This is a genomic window from Pseudomonas sp. FW305-3-2-15-C-LB1 (genome assembly GCF_058787615.1).
On the sequence record NZ_JBYSZX010000011.1, the window covers coordinates 138,020 to 155,452 of the forward strand.

At 62.9% G+C, this 17,433-nt stretch carries 17 protein-coding genes; 6 read left to right on the forward strand and 11 right to left on the reverse strand.

Annotated elements, in window-relative coordinates:
* Positions 1-92: 92 nt before the first annotated feature.
* Positions 93-1,325, forward strand: coding sequence for a YbfB/YjiJ family MFS transporter (locus AC3WP7_RS20940; protein WP_092245942.1), 1,233 nt, complete (start codon positions 93-95; stop codon positions 1,323-1,325).
* Positions 1,322-2,308, forward strand: coding sequence for an NAD(P)H-quinone oxidoreductase (locus AC3WP7_RS20945; RefSeq protein ID WP_092245945.1), 987 nt, complete (start codon positions 1,322-1,324; stop codon positions 2,306-2,308). The genes AC3WP7_RS20940 and AC3WP7_RS20945 overlap by 4 nt, the downstream gene beginning before the upstream one ends.
* Here the strand turns inward: AC3WP7_RS20945 and AC3WP7_RS20950 are convergent, their stop codons facing one another.
* Entirely contained in the window at positions 2,309-3,427 is a 1,119-nt protein-coding gene (locus AC3WP7_RS20950) for an alkene reductase (RefSeq protein WP_092245948.1), read from the reverse strand.
* Between the two features lie 78 nt (positions 3,428-3,505).
* Entirely contained in the window at positions 3,506-4,183 is a 678-nt protein-coding gene (locus tag AC3WP7_RS20955; protein WP_092245952.1) for a type 1 glutamine amidotransferase domain-containing protein, read from the reverse strand.
* A gap of 159 nt (positions 4,184-4,342) precedes the next feature.
* Here AC3WP7_RS20955 and AC3WP7_RS20960 point away from each other — a divergent pair, with 159 nt between their 5' ends.
* Positions 4,343-5,287 carry a GlxA family transcriptional regulator gene (locus tag AC3WP7_RS20960; protein ID WP_092245955.1) on the forward strand — a complete coding sequence of 315 codons (945 nt, stop codon included), beginning with the start codon at positions 4,343-4,345 and terminating at the stop codon, positions 5,285-5,287.
* On the opposite strand, the gene AC3WP7_RS20965 is transcribed toward AC3WP7_RS20960, so the two are convergent.
* Positions 5,265-5,771 (reverse strand): GNAT family N-acetyltransferase, encoded by a 507-nt coding sequence (locus tag AC3WP7_RS20965; protein WP_092246184.1) that lies wholly within the window; start codon positions 5,769-5,771, stop codon positions 5,265-5,267. The genes AC3WP7_RS20960 and AC3WP7_RS20965 overlap by 23 nt on opposite strands.
* Positions 5,772-5,939: 168 nt before the next feature.
* Between AC3WP7_RS20965 and AC3WP7_RS20970 the strand changes: the two genes are divergently transcribed.
* Entirely contained in the window at positions 5,940-6,812 is an 873-nt protein-coding gene (locus AC3WP7_RS20970) for an undecaprenyl-diphosphate phosphatase (RefSeq protein WP_092245958.1), read from the forward strand.
* A gap of 77 nt (positions 6,813-6,889) precedes the next feature.
* Here the strand turns inward: AC3WP7_RS20970 and AC3WP7_RS20975 are convergent, their stop codons facing one another.
* The 5 genes from AC3WP7_RS20975 to AC3WP7_RS20995 are packed head-to-tail and all read right to left on the reverse strand — an operon-like array spanning position 6,890 to position 11,371.
* On the reverse strand, positions 6,890-7,852 hold the full coding sequence (locus AC3WP7_RS20975) for a Dyp-type peroxidase (protein ID WP_092245961.1): 963 nt from the start codon (positions 7,850-7,852) through the stop codon (positions 6,890-6,892).
* A 50-nt stretch (positions 7,853-7,902) separates the two neighbouring features.
* A complete protein-coding gene (locus AC3WP7_RS20980; protein WP_071489134.1) occupies positions 7,903-8,721 on the reverse strand; it encodes a sugar phosphate isomerase/epimerase family protein in 819 nt (272 codons plus the stop codon).
* 1 nt (position 8,722) lies between these two features.
* The gene (locus tag AC3WP7_RS20985; protein ID WP_102592647.1) at positions 8,723-9,922 is read right to left on the reverse strand and encodes an NAD(P)/FAD-dependent oxidoreductase; all 1,200 of its coding nucleotides are present in this window, start codon (positions 9,920-9,922) and stop codon (positions 8,723-8,725) included.
* A gap of 2 nt (positions 9,923-9,924) precedes the next feature.
* On the reverse strand, positions 9,925-10,245 hold the full coding sequence (locus AC3WP7_RS20990; RefSeq protein WP_058426960.1) for a MocE family 2Fe-2S type ferredoxin: 321 nt from the start codon (positions 10,243-10,245) through the stop codon (positions 9,925-9,927).
* A 31-nt stretch (positions 10,246-10,276) separates the two neighbouring features.
* Complete coding sequence (locus AC3WP7_RS20995; RefSeq protein ID WP_092245966.1) at positions 10,277-11,371, reverse strand: fatty acid desaturase family protein; 1,095 nt, start codon at positions 11,369-11,371, stop codon at positions 10,277-10,279.
* Positions 11,372-11,533: 162 nt separating this feature from the next.
* On the opposite strand from AC3WP7_RS20995, the gene AC3WP7_RS21000 reads away from it, so the two are divergent.
* Positions 11,534-12,577 carry a LacI family DNA-binding transcriptional regulator gene (locus tag AC3WP7_RS21000; RefSeq protein ID WP_102592648.1) on the forward strand — a complete coding sequence of 348 codons (1,044 nt, stop codon included), beginning with the start codon at positions 11,534-11,536 and terminating at the stop codon, positions 12,575-12,577.
* Here the strand turns inward: AC3WP7_RS21000 and rtcA are convergent.
* Genes rtcA through AC3WP7_RS21015 form a run of 3 tightly spaced genes read right to left on the reverse strand, consistent with a single transcriptional unit; the run spans position 12,574 to position 15,636 of the window.
* Positions 12,574-13,599 (reverse strand): RNA 3'-terminal phosphate cyclase, encoded by a 1,026-nt coding sequence (gene rtcA / locus AC3WP7_RS21005; RefSeq protein WP_093128045.1) that lies wholly within the window; start codon positions 13,597-13,599, stop codon positions 12,574-12,576. The two genes, AC3WP7_RS21000 and rtcA, sit on opposite strands and share 4 nt — an antisense overlap.
* Positions 13,600-13,607: 8 nt before the next feature.
* The gene (locus tag AC3WP7_RS21010) at positions 13,608-14,396 is read right to left on the reverse strand and encodes a nucleotidyltransferase domain-containing protein (RefSeq protein WP_093128042.1); all 789 of its coding nucleotides are present in this window, start codon (positions 14,394-14,396) and stop codon (positions 13,608-13,610) included.
* 13 nt (positions 14,397-14,409) lie between these two features.
* On the reverse strand, positions 14,410-15,636 hold the full coding sequence (locus AC3WP7_RS21015) for an RtcB family protein (protein WP_093528846.1): 1,227 nt from the start codon (positions 15,634-15,636) through the stop codon (positions 14,410-14,412).
* A gap of 214 nt (positions 15,637-15,850) precedes the next feature.
* Between AC3WP7_RS21015 and rtcR the strand changes: the two genes are divergently transcribed.
* Complete coding sequence (gene rtcR / locus AC3WP7_RS21020; RefSeq protein WP_102592649.1) at positions 15,851-17,431, forward strand: RNA repair transcriptional activator RtcR; 1,581 nt, start codon at positions 15,851-15,853, stop codon at positions 17,429-17,431.
* Positions 17,432-17,433 lie beyond the last annotated feature (2 nt).

Consider the following 17,433-nt stretch of genomic DNA (forward strand, 5'->3'; position numbering starts at 1 on the left):
ATATGCATCATCATGACGCTAATTCGCTGCATTATTGCATCTAAAAAGCCCGATATGCTGACCGCCGCAGAAAAAACTTCAGGACAGCCATCATGCTCGACTCCCACGCACCATCCCGCAGCGCGGTCTGGCTGCCGATCTTTGCCGGCCTGTGTGCCAGCCTGGTCAGTATCGGCCTGGCACGCTTTGCCTACACACCGCTGATCCCCAGCCTGATCCAGGCCCAGTGGTTTTCCGCCAATGACGTGGTCTACCTCGGCGCCGCCAACCTGGTGGGTTACCTGATCGGTGCGCTGATCGGCCGGCCCATCGCCCAGCGCACCTCCAATACGACCGCCCTGCGCATCATGATGGTAGCGGTGACCCTGGCCTTCTTCGCCTGTGCCTTCCCGTTGTCGGTGGTGTGGTTCTTCGCCTGGCGCCTGCTCTCGGGGATTGCCGGCGGCGCAATCATGGTGCTGGTGGCCGCGACCGTATTGCCCCACGTACCGGCCGCACGCCGGGGCCTGGCCAGTGGCGCGATCTTCCTCGGCATCGGCCTGGGCATTGCCGGCTCCGGCACACTGGTGCCGCCGCTGTTGAGCCTGGGCTTGCAGCAGACGTGGCTGGGCCTGGGCCTGCTGGCGTTGCTGTTGACGGCGGCCAGCTGGTTCGCCTGGCCCGGCGTTACGCTGCATGAAGCAGCAGCACCAATGGCCACTTCAGCGCGGATGCCGTCCGGCGTGTACCTGCTGTTCGCCCAGTACGCCTTCATGGCCGCAGGCCTGGTGCCGGCGATGGTGTTCCTGGTGGATTACGTGGCCCGTGGCCTGGGTGATGGTGCGCACATCGGCGCGATGGTCTGGGTGACGTACGGCCTGGGCGCGATTGTGGGGCCGGTAAGCTACGGGTTCCTCGCCGATAAACTCGGTGCACGCCTGAGTATCCGTGTGGTGCTGGTGGTGCAGGCGGTTGCCGTCGGCCTGTTGCCGCTGGCCAGTTCGTTCACTGCCCTTGCCGTACTGGCGGTGATCCTCGGTTCGTTCCCGCCAGGCATCGTGCCATTGGCCTTGGCGCGGGTGCATGAATTGCTGCCCAACCATCATCAGCAGCAGGTAGCGTGGAGCCGCGCCACCGTCTCCTTTGCTACCTTCCAGGCACTGTCCGGGTTTGCCTACTCGGCACTGTTCAACAGCAGCGGTGGCCAGCATGCGCTGTTGTTCGTGATTGCCGCTGGCGCCATCGTGGTCGCCCTGGCCCTGGAACTGGGCATGATTGTGCTGAACCGTCGACCGCTCGACACGGTCCCAACCCATACGCTCCCCCTTACAGGATTTGCCAAATGACCCTGCCTACCGACATGACCCTGATTGAAATCACCACGCCCGGCGGCCCCGAGGTGCTCAAGCCGCGCCAGGAACCGGTGCCCTCCCCGGCCTCCGGCGAAATCCTGATCCGCGTGCACGCCGCCGGGGTCAACCGCCCCGACGCCTTGCAACGTGCCGGCAAGTACCCGATGAAACCCGGCTTCAGCCCGATCCCCGGCCTGGAAGTGGCCGGCGAAGTGGTCGCGCTGGGCGAAGGGGTCAGCGAATACGCGATTGGCGACAGGGTCTGTGCCCTGACCAATGGCGGCGGCTACGCCCAATACTGCACGGTGCCCGCCAGCCAGGCGTTGCCGGTTCCCGAAGGCATGGAGTGGATTCAAGCCGCCGCCATCCCGGAAACCTTTTTCACCGTGTGGGCCAACCTGTTCGGCATCGGCGGCGCGCACAAGGGCCAGCGCGTGCTGATCCACGGCGGTACCAGCGGGATCGGCACCACCGCCCTGATGCTGTGCCGCGAATTCGGTATCCAGGCGTTCGCCACCGCTGGCAGCGAAGAGAAATGTGCGGCCATCCGTGCCTTGGGCGCTGAAGCCATCAATTATCGCGAGCAGGATTTTGCCGAGGTGATCGGGGCTCAAGGTGTCGATGTGATCCTCGACATCATGGGCGGCTCCTACCTCAACAACAACCTCAAGGCCCTGGCCATGGACGGGCGCCTGGTGATGCTGGGCTTCCTCGGCGGCGCCAAGGCCAATGACGTGGACCTGCTGACCATCCTCGGCAAACGCGCCGTCGTCACCGGCTCCTTGCTGCGCGCCCGTACCAAGGACGAGAAAGCCGCCATCGCCGACCAACTGCGCGAGCACGTATGGCCGGTGCTGGCAGCCGGGCGCTGCCTGCCGATGATCGACCAGGTGTTCGATTACACCCAGGCCGATCAGGCGCATGCGCGGATGGAAGGTGGCGATCACATTGGCAAGATTGTGTTGCGGGTGGTTTGATTACCCGGCGAACACCGGGTAGTCGACATAACCCGCTTCGCCTCCCCCATACATCCCTTCCGCCCGCAGCGGGTTCAACGGCCAGTCGTTGAAAATCCGCTGCGGCAAGTCCGGATTGGCGATAAACGGCCGCCCGAATGCGATCAGATCCGCCAGCCCCGCTTCAACCAGTGCTGCACCGCGTTCAGCGGTGTAGCGACCGGCATAGATGATCCGCCCGCTGAAGGTGTCGCGTACCGCTCGGCGAAATGATTCGGGCAATACCGGGGCGTTATCCCAGTCGGCTTCGGCAATGGACACATAGGCGATGCCCGACGCTTCCAATACCTTGATCGCTTCAATGTAGGTGTGGTGCGGGTCGTCTTCCACCAGGCCGATGTACACCCGGTCCTGGTCGGTGCCGCTGAACAATGGTGAGAAGCGCACGCCCAGGCGCTCGGGCCCGACCACGGCGATCACTGCTTCGACGATCTCGCGCAGGAAGCGCAGGCGGTTGTGCAGCGAGCCACCGTACTCGTCGTCACGCTGGTTGGCGTGGGCCGAGATGAACTGGTTGACCAGGTAGCCATTGGCTGAATGGATTTCCACCCCATCAAACCCCGCATCCAGTGCATTGCGCGCTGCCTGGGCGTAGTGCCCGACCAGGTCCTTGACCTCCTGCGTGGTCAACGCACGCGGTACAGGCGGTTGCATCAATTGCCCCTCGCCCGGCGCCGTTTCGATAAAGGCCTTGGCCTGAATTGCCTGGATAGCAGAAGGTGCGACCGGTGCGGCACCCTCAGGCTGCAACGCGCTGTGGGACACCCGACCGACATGCCACAACTGGGCGAAGATCACCCCGCCTTCGGCATGCACCGCCTCGGTGACCTTGCGCCAGCCGTCGATCTGCGCCGGCGTATAAATGCCCGGCGTCCACGCGTAACCCTGGCCACGCGGTTCAATCTGCGTGCCCTCACTGACCATGAAGCCGGCACTGGCGCGCTGGCGGTAATACTCGGCCATCAAGTCAGTGGCGATATCGCCCGGCTGGGCGCTGCGCTGGCGCGTCAACGGTGGCAGCACAATACGGTTGTTCAGTGTGTGGTGACCCAGTTTCACCGGGGTACTTAAAACGGTCATCTCATTCTTCCAGATTACGAGCGCGCGAAAGCATTGGCGACTTATTCAAGTCGCCAATGCATCAAGCGGTTTATTGAGTCAGGCGGTGAGTTTCAGCAGGGCCTTGGCGACATCGCTGGAACTGCCGGGATTTTGCCCGGTGACGAGCAAGCCATCGGTAATGACAAAGGACTGCCAGTCAGCGCCTTTCTCATACAGGCCACCCAGCTTCTTGAACTCGTCTTCCACCAGGAACGGCACTACATCGGTCAATTCAACGGCGGCTTCTTCCGAGTTGGAGAAACCGGTGACACGCCGGCCCTTGACCAACGGCTCGCCGTTGACCGCCTTGACATGACGCAAGGCACCCGGTGCATGGCAGACAAAGCCGATCGGCTTGCCGGCACGCTCGAAGGACTCGATCAACGCGATGGAAACCGGCGATTCCGCCAGGTCCCACAGCGGGCCGTGGCCGCCTGGGTAGAACACGGTGTCGAAGGCATCGGCGTTGACCGAATCCAGCTTCAGCGTGGTCGCCAGGGCCTGTTGCGCGGCCGGGTCGGCGGCGAAGCGGCGGGTCTGTTCGGTCTGGAAGTCCGGCTGATCGCTCACCGGATCCAACGGCGGCTGGCCGCCGGCCGGGGATGCCAGCACCACCTCGGCGCCGGCGTCCTTGAACGCGTAATAAGGTGCGGCAAATTCTTCGAGCCAGAAGCCGGTCTTGCGGCCGGTGTTGCCCAACTGATCGTGAGAGGTCAATACCATCAATACTTTCATTGTCGAGTGCCTCGGGATGACTGTGGGTTGAAGCTTAGGAGCCCGGGCGTCGTCTCACAACGTCATATCCGCAAGGTTTTCGGACATCGCTCGACGGCAGTTGCCGTTTCTCGCCCAGCCACCGACAATCGCGTCTCCCCTACCCCCTGGAGAAACACGATGCACAGCGTTGCGCTGCTGGTCTACCCGAATTTCGAATGCCTGAGCCTCAGCGTGGGCTCGGTGTTCGAGTGCGCGAACCTGTTGCGCGGCGAGCCGGCCTATGCGTTTCACCTGGTCTCGGAGACCGGCGGCGCGGTGATGACATCCCAGGGCTTTTCGGTGAACACCACGCCCATTCGGGCCGAGGGCTATGACACCTTGATCGTCGGCGGCTACATGGAGTTTCGCCTGCCGGAAGCCAACCTGCTGGAACAGGTCAAGGCCGCCTCTGCCCAGTCGCGGCGCGTCGCCTCATTGTGCATGGGCATCTTCGTGCTGGCCGAAGCCGGCCTGCTGGAAGGCAAGCGCACCACCACCCACTGGATTCACGCGCCGGCCTTTCGCAAGCGCTACCCGCACATCCAGCTGGAAGAAGACAAGTTGTTCGTGGTGGACGGCCAAGTGTGGACCGGTGCCGGCATGAGCGCCGGGGTGGACCTGGCATTGGCCATGGTGGAGAACGACCTGGGCAGCGACCTCGCCCGGCGCATTGCGCGCAAACTGGTGATTGCCCAGCGTCGCGGCAGTGAACAATCGCAGCTGTCGGCGCTGTTGGAGCTGGACCCCAAGTCAGACCGCGTGCAACTGGCCATGGCCTACGCCCGTGAGAACCTGACCCACGACCTCACGGTGGAGACCTTGGCCGATGTCGCCCGGCTGAGCCCGCGCCAGTTCAGCCGGGTGTTCCGTGAGGAAACCGGGCAGACACCGGCCAAAGCCATCGAAGCCCTGCGCGTGGAAGCCGCCCGGGCACTGATGGAAACCAGCCGTCACCCGGTGGAGGTGGTGGCCCGCGAAACCGGCTTTGGCGATCGCGAGCGCATGCGCCAGGCGTTCCTGAGGGCGTTCGGGCAGCCGCCGGCGGTGATGCAACAGGCCTTTAATGCAGGGCCGCCCGCGTAACCAGGTAACTGACCAACTGCGGGTCATCCTCCAGCTCTATCGTCTGTACCGGGCGCGGCAGGTTATCCAGCACCGTGCGCCAGAACGCCTGGGACACTTCGTCCTGGTCATAGAACCGCACCAGCCAATTGGCCTGGCCGCTGCACAGCACCTGGCTGGCGATGGCACGGCCGATGCCTTTGCGGCGGTAGCGCTTGAGGATGAACAGATCGGCCAGCTCCAGGGCATCGATGCCTGGCAATTCGCTGCCTTCGATCAGCAGGAAGCCGGCAATGTAGCCATCCACCAGCAGCAGGTTGGCGCTCCATTGCGGGTCTTGCCAGTAGCGGGCCAGGTGTTCGTCATGGATGTAGAAACGGCCGTCCGCCTCCACATCTTCCTGTTCCCAGTCGGACGACTCATAGGCGTAGTACTGGTAGAGATTACGGATCAGCTCGGCGGCTTCGGGGCCGGTCTGGATCAATTCGACGGTGACTTCGGGCATGGGGCTCTCGGTGAAAAAACGCAGGGCGCCATTGTTCACAAAACGCGAGGAGAGGCCAACCTTTCTACTTGCTGAACCGATTGCAAATAGGTGTTGCCTCGCCCAAAACCTTGAAACATTTCGAATAAACTTCGTGAAATTTGCCCCTGCTCTTCAAGGACACCTATTTTGACCAACATGTGTACCGCCGGCCTGGATGTGGGTTTTGCCTCCCTCGATTACCTACAGATCTTCATCCTTGGCGTGATCCAGGGCATTACCGAACTGCTGCCGGTGTCGTCCACCGCCCACATGCGCGTGGTGCCCGCCCTGCTCGGCTGGCAAGACCCCGGCTCGGCGTTTTCTGCGGCCATGCAACTGGCGGCGCTGGCAGCGGTGGTCAGTTACTTCTGGCGCGATGTGCGCCAGGTCACCACCGGCAGCATCGGCGCGGTGCGTCGGGGTGACTACAACGACCGTTGGTTCAAGTTGGCGGTGGCGATTGTGCTGGCGACCCTTCCCATCGGGATTGCCGGCCTGGCGTTGTCGTCGACCTTGAATGCCTGCAACTCGCCGCTGCGTGGGCTGATGGTGATCGGTATTTCCTGCGTGGTGATGGCAGTGCTGCTGGCTGTGGCGGAAGTACGCGCACGCCACACCCGTGAGGTGAGCGAAATGCGCCTGCGCGATGCGTTGATCGTCGGGATCGCGCAAATTGGCGCGTTGATTCCGGGGGTATCGCGCTCCGGCTCTACGCTGACCGCTGCGTTGTTTCTCAATTTCAAGCGTGAGGAAGCTGCACGCTTCTCCTTCCTGCTGGGCCTGCCGGCCATCGCCCTCGCCGGGCTGAAGGAGTTGTGGGTGTTGCTGCACGCCGACATGCCGGCCCATGCCTGGCCGCATCTGCTGTTCGGTCTGGTGGTGGCGAGCGTCTCGGCGTTCTTTGCGATCTGGGGCCTGATGAAGTTCCTGGAGCGGTTCTCCACCTGGCCGTTCGTGATCTACCGCGCGCTGTTGGGGGTGTTCCTGATTGTGGCGGTCAGCACTGGGTGGCTGAGCTGATCTGACATTAATCTCAAACCAGCATTAATCCAATGTGGGAGGGGGCAAGCCCTCTCCCACCTTTGTACCGTGTTGCCTTACAGACTGTCGGTTCGGTCGGCCAGTTCTTCCAGCAGGTCGGCCGACGGCACGAAAAACAGGCCGCCGGTGACTGCCGTGCTGAAATCCAGCAGGCGGTCATAATTGCCCACCGGACGGCCGACGAACATGTTTTCCAGCATCAATTCCAGGGGCTGCGGCGAGCGGGCATAGCCGATGAAGTAGGTGCCGAACTCCCCGGCACCTGGCCGGCCAAAGGGCATGTTATCGCGCAGGATCTTCACTTCTTCACCGTGCTCGTCGGTGATGACGGTCAAGGCGCTGTGGGAGTTGCTCGGCTTGGCTTCTTCGTCCAACTCGATATCCGACAACTTGGTGCGCCCGATCACTTTCTCCTGGGCCTCCACCGTCAAGCCATTCCACGCCGTCATGTTGTGCAGGTACTTCTGCACCAGCACGTAGCTGCCGCCACGGAATTCGCTGTCTTCGTCGCCGACGATGGTGAAGCCCTCGGCCTTGCGCCCTACCGGGTTCTCGGTACCGTCGACAAAGCCGATGATGCTGCGCATGTCGAAATAGCGGAAACCCTGGACCTCATCCACCACCTTCACGCTGTCGCCCAGGGCCGCCATGAGATGGGTGGCCAGTTCGAAGCACAGGTCCATCTGTTCGGCGCGGATATGCAGCAGGATATCCCCCGGTGTCGACACTGCCATGCGCCCCTCCACGCCGAACTCGCGGAACGGGTGCAGCGCCGCCGGGCGTGGCGCGCCGAACAGGCGGTCCCAGGCGTCCGAGCCAAACCCGCAGACGCAGGTCAGGTTGCCGGCCGGCACGCGCTTGCCCACCGAGCGCACCAGCCCGGCGATATCGGCGCACCAGGCGCGTACCGTGTCCTCGCTGCCGGGGGCGACGGTGGCGACCATGAAAATCGCGCTGCTGGTGATCGGGTGGCACACGGACTGGGGTTCCAGGGGCGGCTGAACGGAGGATGGGGTCATGGTGAAAGTCCAGGCTAAAGGGCGAGATTGAACCCGCGCAGATTAGCAGATCATTTCTGACAACTGCGCCACACCTCACGAATCAGCGCCTGCATCTTCAGCGCTTCGGACCAGCGATCGCTGATTTCGCACCCGTCCGCGCCGGTGATCGCATAAGGCGGCGGGCCGAGTTCGCAGGTAAAGGACAGGCTCTGCGGCGTCTGCGGGCGCGCCAGCCAGTCTTCGATCCCGTAGCGCCACCACTCGGTAAAGCGCCGGACCCAGGCTTGGTGCTGGGGAAACGCCAACGAGACTTGCACCTGCTCGCTGCTGGCTACCCGACCGTGGAAACCCCAGCTGTGGCGCAGGATGCTGCGTATCTGCGCATCGTCCTCGGCGGCGCCCGGCTCCGGCAGTTCGCGCCCGACCACGTAGTGGGACAGGTCGGCCAGCAGCTTCAAGTCGGGCATCTGTGCCAGCAGGTCAAGGGTGAACAGCAGATCATTGGTGAGGCGATAACGGTGGGTTTCCAGCAGCACCGGAAACTCCACCTGTTCGGCCAAGCGCTGCCAGCCTTCGACCAATCGCGCCGCTTCGCTTTGCGTGCGTGGGCGCACGTCGGCTTGCAGGGTGAGGTGGTGGCAGCCATAGCCACTGATCACCTCCAGCGCGGCGGCCAGGTCATCCACCGACTGCGGGAACAACTGGCCTTCGATCTGCAAGCCCTGCGCCGTGGCGGCGGCGTGCAGGCGGGCGACATCGGCGGGCTTGAAGTAATGATCGGTAATGCCGTCGAACCCGGCGGCCTTGATGCGCTCGAGTTGAGCCTCGAGTGGGCCGGGTTCGGTCTGCATGGCCCACAGGGATTGGAACACCAGGAATTGGCGCATATCAGCCTCGCAGCAGGTGTTTGAGGGACAGCTCGGGGTTGGCCAGGCTGGCGGGATCGAGTGAGCGTCGCGCGCTGATCAGGCGTTCGCAGAGCTTGATGTCCTTGGCCACGCTGTTGCCTGGCGCCCATCCGCACGCGCCTTGCAACTGGTGATCGGCATCGAGATGGAACAGCAACATGCCGCCGCCCGGCAATGGGCGGCTGACCGTCGAGGGCGTGAGCACGCCGACGGTCTGCAAGCCCCAGTCGTACTGGTCGGACCAGAACCCGGGGAGCGCCTCGAACGGCACATCGCGGCCCAGCAGGTTCAATGCCGCATGCCGGCCCTGGACCTCGGCGTTGCGCCAGGTTTCCTGGCGCTGATAGAGGCCATCCAGGCGAAACTCACACACGTCACCGGCGGCAAAAATATCCGGCGCACTGGTACGCAGGTGCGTATCCACGCGTATGCCCTGGCCCACGTCCAACCCCGCTGCGGCGGCCAATTCGATATTGGGTTGCATGCCGATGCCGACCACCACCAGGTCGCAGGGCAAGCGTTGCCCGTCCACCAGCAGCACGGCGTCGGCGTGGATCGATTCCAAGGCCACATTCAGGCGAACATCGACCCCGTGCTGGCGATGCAGGGCCAGCAGCGCCTCAGAGATAACGGCCGGCAACACCCGGCCCGCCAATCGCGGCCCGGCTTCGAGCAGGATGACCTCACAGCCAAGGCCACGTGCCGTGGCCGCCACTTCCAGGCCAATAAAGCCGCCACCGACCACCACCAACCGCGTGCCGGGCTTCAGCGCATCGCGCAGGGCCAGCGCTTCATCGTGGGTACGCAGGTAGAGCACGTTGGCCTGCTCCTGAGGCAACCGGCGCGCCCGCCCACCGATGGCCAGCAGCAGGCCGGCGTACCGCAGCCATTGGCCATCGGCCAGTTGCAGGCGATGCTGTTGCGGCTGCAACTGCGTCACCGGGTTAGCGGCGATGTGCTCGATACCCAGCTCGGCCAGTCGCGCGCTGTCGCACAGGCTGCAGCCGGCCAGGTCCGCCGTGCCCTGCAACACGCCTTTGGACAGCGGCGGCCGCTCGTAGGGCAAGTGCGGCTCATCGCCAATCAGGATCAGCCGCCCGGTGTAGCCTTCTTCACGCAAGGTCAGCGCCGCACGGCCGCCGGCATGACCGGCGCCGACGATGATCAAGGGATCGTGCATGATCAGGCCGTGACAGCGAGCAACACCCGCCCCGCTTCGACCCGCACCGGGTAGGTCTTGAGGTTGACGCACACCGGCGCGCCGAGGGCCTTGCCGGTGCGGTAATCGAAGCGCCCATTGTGCTTGGGGCACTCGATCACGTGGTCCATCACCAGGCCATCGGCCAGGTGGATTTTCTCGTGGGTGCACAGCCCGGCGGTGGCGAAGAATTCATTCTCGGCCGAGCGATACACCGCATAGGTGTGCGGCCCATGGTCGAAGCGCAGCACGTCTTCTTCGTCTATTTCGCCCACGGCGCAGACGTCGATCCATTGATCGTTCATGGCGTTTTTCTCTTGTTCTTGGGGGGGGGGTTCAACCGGCAGCGGTTTCTGCATGCACCGGCGCATGGGCAGCCGGAGGCGTATTCGGGTGAATCGGGCGCTGGACGAAATAGGTGGGATCGCTGCGCTGCTTCCAGATGGTCGGCAGAATCTCCTTGAATGCCTCGAACAGGTTGGCGTACGGCGGCGGGCAGTCGCTGCGGATTTCGTCGTGCAGTTGCGCGAGGGCGTGGTACGGCACCATCGGGTACATGTGGTGTTCGAGGTGGTAGTTCATGTCCATGTAAATAAAGCGCAGCACGCGGTTCATGTAAATGGTGCGGCAGTTGCTGCGGTGGTCGAGTACATCTTCGGCCAGGCCGACATGCTGCGTGAGGCCAAACAGATAGCCGAGCCACGCGCCATAAATACTCGGCAGGCCCACCAGCATCAGCGGCAACCAGCTATGCAGGTACAACGCGGTGCCGATCACCACGGCATAAATGCCGACCCAGATACGCGCGGCACGGAACACCTTGGGCCATTCGGATTCGGGGATGAAGTCCGCTTCCTGGGCACTCATCTTGCCCATGGCATGGCGCGCCACGCCGCTGAAGGTTTTCCAGGCCAGGGGCAGGTTGAACAGGCTCAGGCACATCATCCAGAAGCTCGGCGGACGCGGTTCGACGATCTCCGGGTCACGGCCGACCACGATGGTGTCGGTATGGTGCCGGGCATGGCTCCAGCGCCACACGTGGGGTTCGAAGATGCACATGAAGCTGGCGACCTGATACAGCACATCGTTCATCCAGCGGGTCTTGAAGGCGGTGCCGTGGCCGGTTTCGTGCCAGCGCGGGTTGGAAGCAGTGCCATACAGCACGCCATAGACCAGGAAGAACGGCACGCAGGCCCAGGTGCCCCAGAACCAGTAGCCGCCAAAACCGCTGGCAAACAGTGCGATCACCCAGATCGCGGTGTCGAGCAGTGCCGGGCCGTCACGGCGTTGCATCAGTTCTTTCATGCGTTTACGCGAGATCGGCGATTGGTACCAACTGGCCGAGACCAGGCCTTTTTCAGCGGCGCGGGCGGCTTCGGGGCCGGTTAGGCTGTAGTCGCGGCGGCCGATAGGAGCGGTGTGTTCAGGCATTGTTATTGTTCTCCACAAGCGGGTGGTTTCTGGTGCTGTGTGAAACCCACCTTAGAGAACGGGTTATTCACCCTCAAGGCCTTGAATCCATTCCCTATCAAGCTATCATCCAGGCCCAGCGGGGCTTGATAGTTTTCTATCAAGACGCACAAGGGGCTAGTCATGAACAACAACAAACGCCCAACCATCGCCAGCGTGGCCGCCCATGCCGGGCTGAGTGTGGCCACGGTCGACCGCGTATTGAATGCGCGGGCACCGGTCAATCCCGAGACTGCCGAGCAGGTATTCCAGGCGGCCGAAGCCGTGGGGTATTTTGCGGCGCGGCTGATCGGCCAGCGCATTCGCGAGCGTCGGCCGACCTATCGCTTCGGCATCCTGTTGCTGGCCACCGCCCAGGCGTTCTATGCCAGCCTGGCGCAGGCCGTCAGCACCGCCGCGGAGCAGCATGCCAACGCCAACCTGACGTGCCAGTTCGAGTACATCGTGGACCGCTCGCCCAACGCCATCGTCGCGCAGATCGAACAGTTGGCCGTGCAGTGCGATGGCCTGGCGGTGGTCAGCTTTGCCCATCCGTCGATCAACGCCTGCCTGGCGCAAATCCGCGCAGCCGGCGTGCCCGTGGTCGCCCTGCTCTCGGATATCCACGAACAGGCGGAGGAACCCTACGTAGGCCAGGACAATCATGTGGTCGGCCGCACCATGGGCTGGCTGCTCGCCCGCACCTGCGGCGCGCGCAAAGGCAGCGTGGGCATCCTGCTCGGCGGCCATCGTTTCCTCGGCCACCAGGCACGGGTCGAAGGCCTGCACAGCTACCTGGCCGAGCACGCGCCGGGGCTCAAGCCGCTGGAGCCGTTGATCAACCTCGACAACTGCGACATTACCGAAGAAGCCACCCTCGACCTGATCAGCCGCCACAGCGATCTGCGCGGTCTATGCGTGGTGGGTGGCGGTGGCGACGGCATCATCAGCGCCCTGGCGCAGTTGCCCAGGCGGCCGGCGTTGTGCTGCATCCTGCAGGAGTCCACCGAGCTGTCGCGCCAGGCGCTGCGCCAGGGTTTGATCGATGTGGTGATGGACTCGCAGCCGGGGCAGACGGCGACGGCGTTGGTGCAGTTGATGGTGGAGTTGCAGACTGCAGAAGGGTTCGATCCGGTGCGGCAGCGGGTGTATATACCGCCGCAGATTGTGACGTCGGAGAACCTCTAGCGGGCACGGCACTGGATGATCAAACCGCCCTCCTCCCGCACGTGACTCTCAATCAGCACGGGCAGGAAGTGTTGGATCACCTGCATGTTGCTGTGCAGATGGTCGCTCATATGCGGTGTGGTGAAACGACCACCGCCGGCCAATGCCATCGGCAACAACAATTGATCGGCCAGATGTTCGCCCACAGCCGTGTCGGTGCCCTTCCATTCCATGACCTGCTCGATCGCCTGGTCAGCCACCGTCTCGGCGCGCACGTTGACCTGGCCAAAAGCGCTGAACACTTCGGTGACGTGCTCATGGACATACTCCAACATCAGCATGTTGCCCGGACCTCGTTCCGGGTCGATCTCAATCGGGCACAACTGGGAGTCATCGAACGACAAGCGCTGGCGCACGCGCTTGAACTCGCGTTCGCTGACCTGCGCAGGCAACCCGGCGTTAAGCGTTATCGCCCGGGCTTCGAGCAGTTTTCCGCGCTGCATCAACTGCAACGGTGCCAGTTGCGCCGGCTGAATAAACGCCTCCAACTCACCACCACCGGCAGGCACAAACCCATACCGGTTCAAGCTCAATTCGATAACCGCGCCCATGCGCCGTAACAGCGGAAGCCAGGCCCGCTGCAAAAAGTCCACCGGCGGCGCCAGCGGATTGTGGGTGCCGCCGCAGATCGTCACGCGACTGGCCGTGGGCGCGCGCAGCAAGGCCGGCAACAGGGTCTGCAACACCAGGGTGCAACTGCCGGCGGTGCCGATGCTGAAGCGGTATTCGCCGCCTTGAATCGGCCCCGGCTCGAACACCAGGGATTGCGAGCCCAATTGCGCACCGTGTACCTGGGCCCCACAGACTCGCGCCGCCGCCAGCACAGCGGTCAGGTGTTGACGCATCAACCCTGGCCGGCTGCGCTTGGCGCGAATATTTTTAATCCGCAGGGTCAGTCCGGTCACCATCGACAAGCTCAGGCCACTGCGCAGTACCTGGCCACCGCCGATGGCGCCGTCGAGTTCAATCACGTCCTGTTTCATCGTCATCCTTAAGCAAAGCGTTTGACCGTGTCCCGCAGGTACTGGTCCAGTTGTTGTGAATCCGCATGAGTTCGTGGCAATCCAGGCACGCTGCGTTCTAATTCAGCTTGTATGTACGCGTGCAGCGCCGGACGCCGAGGCCCGTAGGCCGCTTCCCCGGCATTGCGTTTCAACGCCAGCAGGGTTGCCACTTCATCGAGCAGTTGCGCGTCATCCACGGTGCTCAACAAATCGGCGAACGTCATCGGCGGCCGGCCCAGCCCGAGGTCGATCCAACGCACCGCGAGTAATGGCCGCAGCACGTAGAAGTACTTCTTGAACCGCACCGTGTCGCCTTGCAGGTAACCACGGAAGTTTTTCTTGGCCATTGACAGATAATGACTGCGCGCCGCCGACGGGCTGTAGAACGTCTCTGCCAAGGCGCGCAACGGTTGTGTGGCCTCGACGTGCTGGCGATACACCAGCGGCGAGTCCAACCATTCCAGCAACGTGGGATTGGATTTGCGCAGCAGGCCCAGGGTCTTGCGCAACTCCCAGCCACTGACATCCAATTCGTCATCCAACGGACGCTCGATCACATCGCGCGGCGCATCTACCTGCATGAACCAGTCGGGTTTTTCCACGTAGACAAAGCGCACGTCATAGTCGCTGTCGGTGGACGCAAACCCCCAGGCCCGGCTGCCGGACTCACAGGCATACAACACCGTGACATTGCGTTCGCGCTCTATGCGGTCAAGCTCCTGTAGCACCCGCGCGCGCATGGCGTCGCTCAATGGGTGGCGTTCATCCTTTTGCATCTTGCTTCCCCTCTCAGCCTTTGACGCACACTACCTGGCGCAAGGTGTGCAGCACTTCCACCAGCTCGCGCTGAGCGTGCATAACCTGGTCGATGTCCTTGTAGGCCATCGGAATTTCGTCGATCACATCGGCATCCTTGCGGCACTCGACATGGGCGGTGGCGCGGATCTGGTCGGCCACGGTGAAGGTGTTCTTCGCCTTGGTGCGACTCATGGTGCGCCCGGCGCCGTGGCTGCAGGAGCAGAACGACTCTTCGTTACCCAGCCCACGCACAATGAAGCTTTTGGCGCCCATGGAGCCCGGGATAATCCCCAGTTCACCTTTCTTCGCCGACACCGCACCTTTGCGCGTGACCAGGATTTCTTCGCCGAAGTGCCGCTCTTTCTGCACGTAGTTGTGATGACAGTTCACGGCCTCCAGCGCCACTTCAAACGGTTTGCTGATCACCTGGCGCGTGGACTGGACCACCGCACGCATCATCAACTCACGGTTCTGCCGGGCAAAATCCTGGGCCCAGCCTACGGCTTCCACGTAGTCATCGAAGTGCTGGCTGCCCTCTTCGAAGTACGCCAGATCGCGGTCCGGCAAGTTGGCCAGGTGTTGACGCATATCCGCCTGGGCCAGTTGGATAAACAAGTTGCCGATGGCGTTACCCACTCCACGGGAGCCGCTGTGCAACATGAACCACACACGGTTGGCTTCATCCAGGCACACCTCGACGAAATGGTTACCGGTGCCCAGGGTGCCCAAGTGGTGGCGGTTGTTGCTGCGCTCCAGTTGCGGGTACTTGTCGGTGATCGCCTTGAAGCGCGGGTGCAGCGCCGACCACACCTGATCGGCCTGGGTCGGTACATTTTCCCACGCACCTTTGTCGCGACCTTTACGGCTATGGGTCCGACCATGCGGCACTGCGGCCTCGATGGCGCAACGCAGGCCGTGGAGGTTGTCGGGCAAGTCGCCGGCCATCAACGTGGTACGCGCAGCGATCATGCCGCAGCCGATGTCCACGCCCACCGCCGCCGGGATGATCGCGCCCACGGTGGGGATCACGCTACCGATGGTCGAGCCCTTGCCCAGGTGCACATCGGGCATCACCGCGAGGTGCTTGAAAATGAACGGCATCTGGGCGGTGTTCATCAGTTGCGCGCGCGCTTCAGGCTCCACAGGCACACCCTGGGTCCAGAGTTTGATCGGCTTGCCGTTGGCGACTTCCAGCAGTTGGTAGGTGGTCTCTTGCATGATCTCGATTCTTTAATGTGCAGGCCGACACTGCGGCGTTGGCTGAGGGACTGCAGCGGGCGTGCCACGTTTTTTCCCAACTCTAAAATAATTTATAAGCAATTGTTTTATATATATAATTTAAATAACTGCAGCTTTCACTTTTGAAAAACGATGACAACTCCGCAGCCAAATTCATATCCTTCCATATCGTTATTTATCTTTTGGTCTAGTCATGAAACACAAGCGCACGGTCGCCATCGGATTTATCGGATCCAAGCTGGATCGCGTCGGCAAGGGCGCCAACCGCTGGAATCACTGGCGCCCCAGCGTCAGCCTGTGCCAGCAGGAAAACTTGCAGGTCGATCGCCTGGAGCTGATCCACGATGTCGACGCCCGTGACGTCAGCCTCGCCGAGCGGGTACGTGCCGACATCCAGCAGATCTCGCCGGATACCGAGGTGCGCCTGCACCCCATGCCACTGCACAACCCCTGGGATTTCGAAGAGGTCTACGGCGCGCTGCACGATTTTACCGCCGCCTACACCTTCGACACCGACCACGAGGACTACCTGGTCCACATCACCACCGGTACCCACGTGGCACAGATTTGCTGGTTCCTGCTCACCGAGGCACGCAACCTGCCGGCGCGCCTGATCCAGACAGCCCCCAGTCGCCGCCGGGACGACACCGCTCCCGCCACCGGTACCCACACCCTGATCGATCTCGACCTGTCGCGCTACGACCGCATCGCCTCGCGCTTCGCCCACCAACGCCTGGAAGGCCTAGACTTCCTCAAGTCCGGGATCGCCACGCGCAGCAGTGCGTTCAATGCTTCCATCGAACAGATCGAGCGCGTGGCCGTGCGCTCCACCGCGCCCATGCTGCTGATCGGCCCCACTGGCGCAGGCAAATCCTTTCTCGCCCGGCGTATTTACGAACTCAAGCGCAGCCGCCACCAGGTCCAGGGCCGCTTCGTGGAAGTCAACTGCGCCACCCTGCGCGGCGATAGCGCGATGTCGGCACTGTTCGGACATACCAAGGGCGCCTTCACCGGCGCGCAGAACTCCCGCGACGGCCTGCTGCGCGCAGCGCACGGCGGCATGTTGTTCCTAGATGAAATCGGCGAGCTGGGCCTGGATGAGCAGGCGATGCTACTCAAGGCTATCGAAGAAAAACGCTTCTATCCCATGGGCGCCGACCGTGAGGTGGCCAGCGACTTTCTGATCATCGCCGGCACCCACCGCGACCTGCGCGGGCGCGTGGCTGAAGGGCTGTTTCGCGAAGACCTGTATGCGCGCATCAACCTGTGGACCTTTGACCTGCCAGGCCTGGCGGGAAGGCGCGAAGATATCGAGCCCAATATCGACTTCGAACTGGAGCGCCATGCCCGCGAGCAAGGCCGCCGCGTGCGTTTCAACCTGGAAGCGCGCCGCCACTACCTGGCGTTCGCCTGCTCCAGCGAAGCGGCGTGGCCAGGTAATTTTCGCGAGCTATCAGCCTCCATCACGCGCATGGCCACCCTGGCCGACAGCGGGCGTATTGATGAAGTCCTGGCCGGAGAGGAGATCCAGCGCCTGCGCTGCGCCTGGGGGCTGACCGAAACCCATGCACTGCTGCCGCCTGATCTGGACCTGTTCGACCAGCTGCAACTCAAGGCGGTGATCGACGTGTGCCTGCAATCCGACAGCCTTTCCGACGCCGGCCGACGACTGTTCGGGGTTTCGCGCCAGGCCAAGGCGCAACCCAATGATGCTGACCGCCTGCGAAAGTACCTGGCGCGCTTTGCCATTGATTGGAAGCAGTTGAAACCTTAGGC

Coding starts and splice junctions, on each gene's coding strand:
- AC3WP7_RS20990 (WP_058426960.1), bottom strand. CDS start 10,245: ATGAACGATCAATGGATCGACGTCTGCGCCGTGGGCGAAATAGACGAA.
- rtcR (WP_102592649.1), top strand. CDS start 15,851: ATGAAACACAAGCGCACGGTCGCCATCGGATTTATCGGATCCAAGCTG.
- AC3WP7_RS20975 (WP_092245961.1), bottom strand. CDS start 7,852: ATGACCCCATCCTCCGTTCAGCCGCCCCTGGAACCCCAGTCCGTGTGC.
- AC3WP7_RS20980 (WP_071489134.1), bottom strand. CDS start 8,721: ATGCGCCAATTCCTGGTGTTCCAATCCCTGTGGGCCATGCAGACCGAA.
- AC3WP7_RS21015 (WP_093528846.1), bottom strand. CDS start 15,636: ATGCAAGAGACCACCTACCAACTGCTGGAAGTCGCCAACGGCAAGCCG.
- AC3WP7_RS20955 (WP_092245952.1), bottom strand. CDS start 4,183: ATGAAAGTATTGATGGTATTGACCTCTCACGATCAGTTGGGCAACACC.
- AC3WP7_RS20950 (WP_092245948.1), bottom strand. CDS start 3,427: ATGACCGTTTTAAGTACCCCGGTGAAACTGGGTCACCACACACTGAAC.
- AC3WP7_RS21010 (WP_093128042.1), bottom strand. CDS start 14,396: ATGCAAAAGGATGAACGCCACCCATTGAGCGACGCCATGCGCGCGCGG.
- AC3WP7_RS20965 (WP_092246184.1), bottom strand. CDS start 5,771: ATGCCCGAAGTCACCGTCGAATTGATCCAGACCGGCCCCGAAGCCGCC.
- rtcA (WP_093128045.1), bottom strand. CDS start 13,599: ATGAAACAGGACGTGATTGAACTCGACGGCGCCATCGGCGGTGGCCAG.
- AC3WP7_RS20945 (WP_092245945.1), top strand. CDS start 1,322: ATGACCCTGCCTACCGACATGACCCTGATTGAAATCACCACGCCCGGC.
- AC3WP7_RS20985 (WP_102592647.1), bottom strand. CDS start 9,922: ATGCACGATCCCTTGATCATCGTCGGCGCCGGTCATGCCGGCGGCCGT.
- AC3WP7_RS20995 (WP_092245966.1), bottom strand. CDS start 11,371: ATGCCTGAACACACCGCTCCTATCGGCCGCCGCGACTACAGCCTAACC.
- AC3WP7_RS20940 (WP_092245942.1), top strand. CDS start 93: ATGCTCGACTCCCACGCACCATCCCGCAGCGCGGTCTGGCTGCCGATC.
- AC3WP7_RS21000 (WP_102592648.1), top strand. CDS start 11,534: ATGAACAACAACAAACGCCCAACCATCGCCAGCGTGGCCGCCCATGCC.
- AC3WP7_RS20960 (WP_092245955.1), top strand. CDS start 4,343: ATGCACAGCGTTGCGCTGCTGGTCTACCCGAATTTCGAATGCCTGAGC.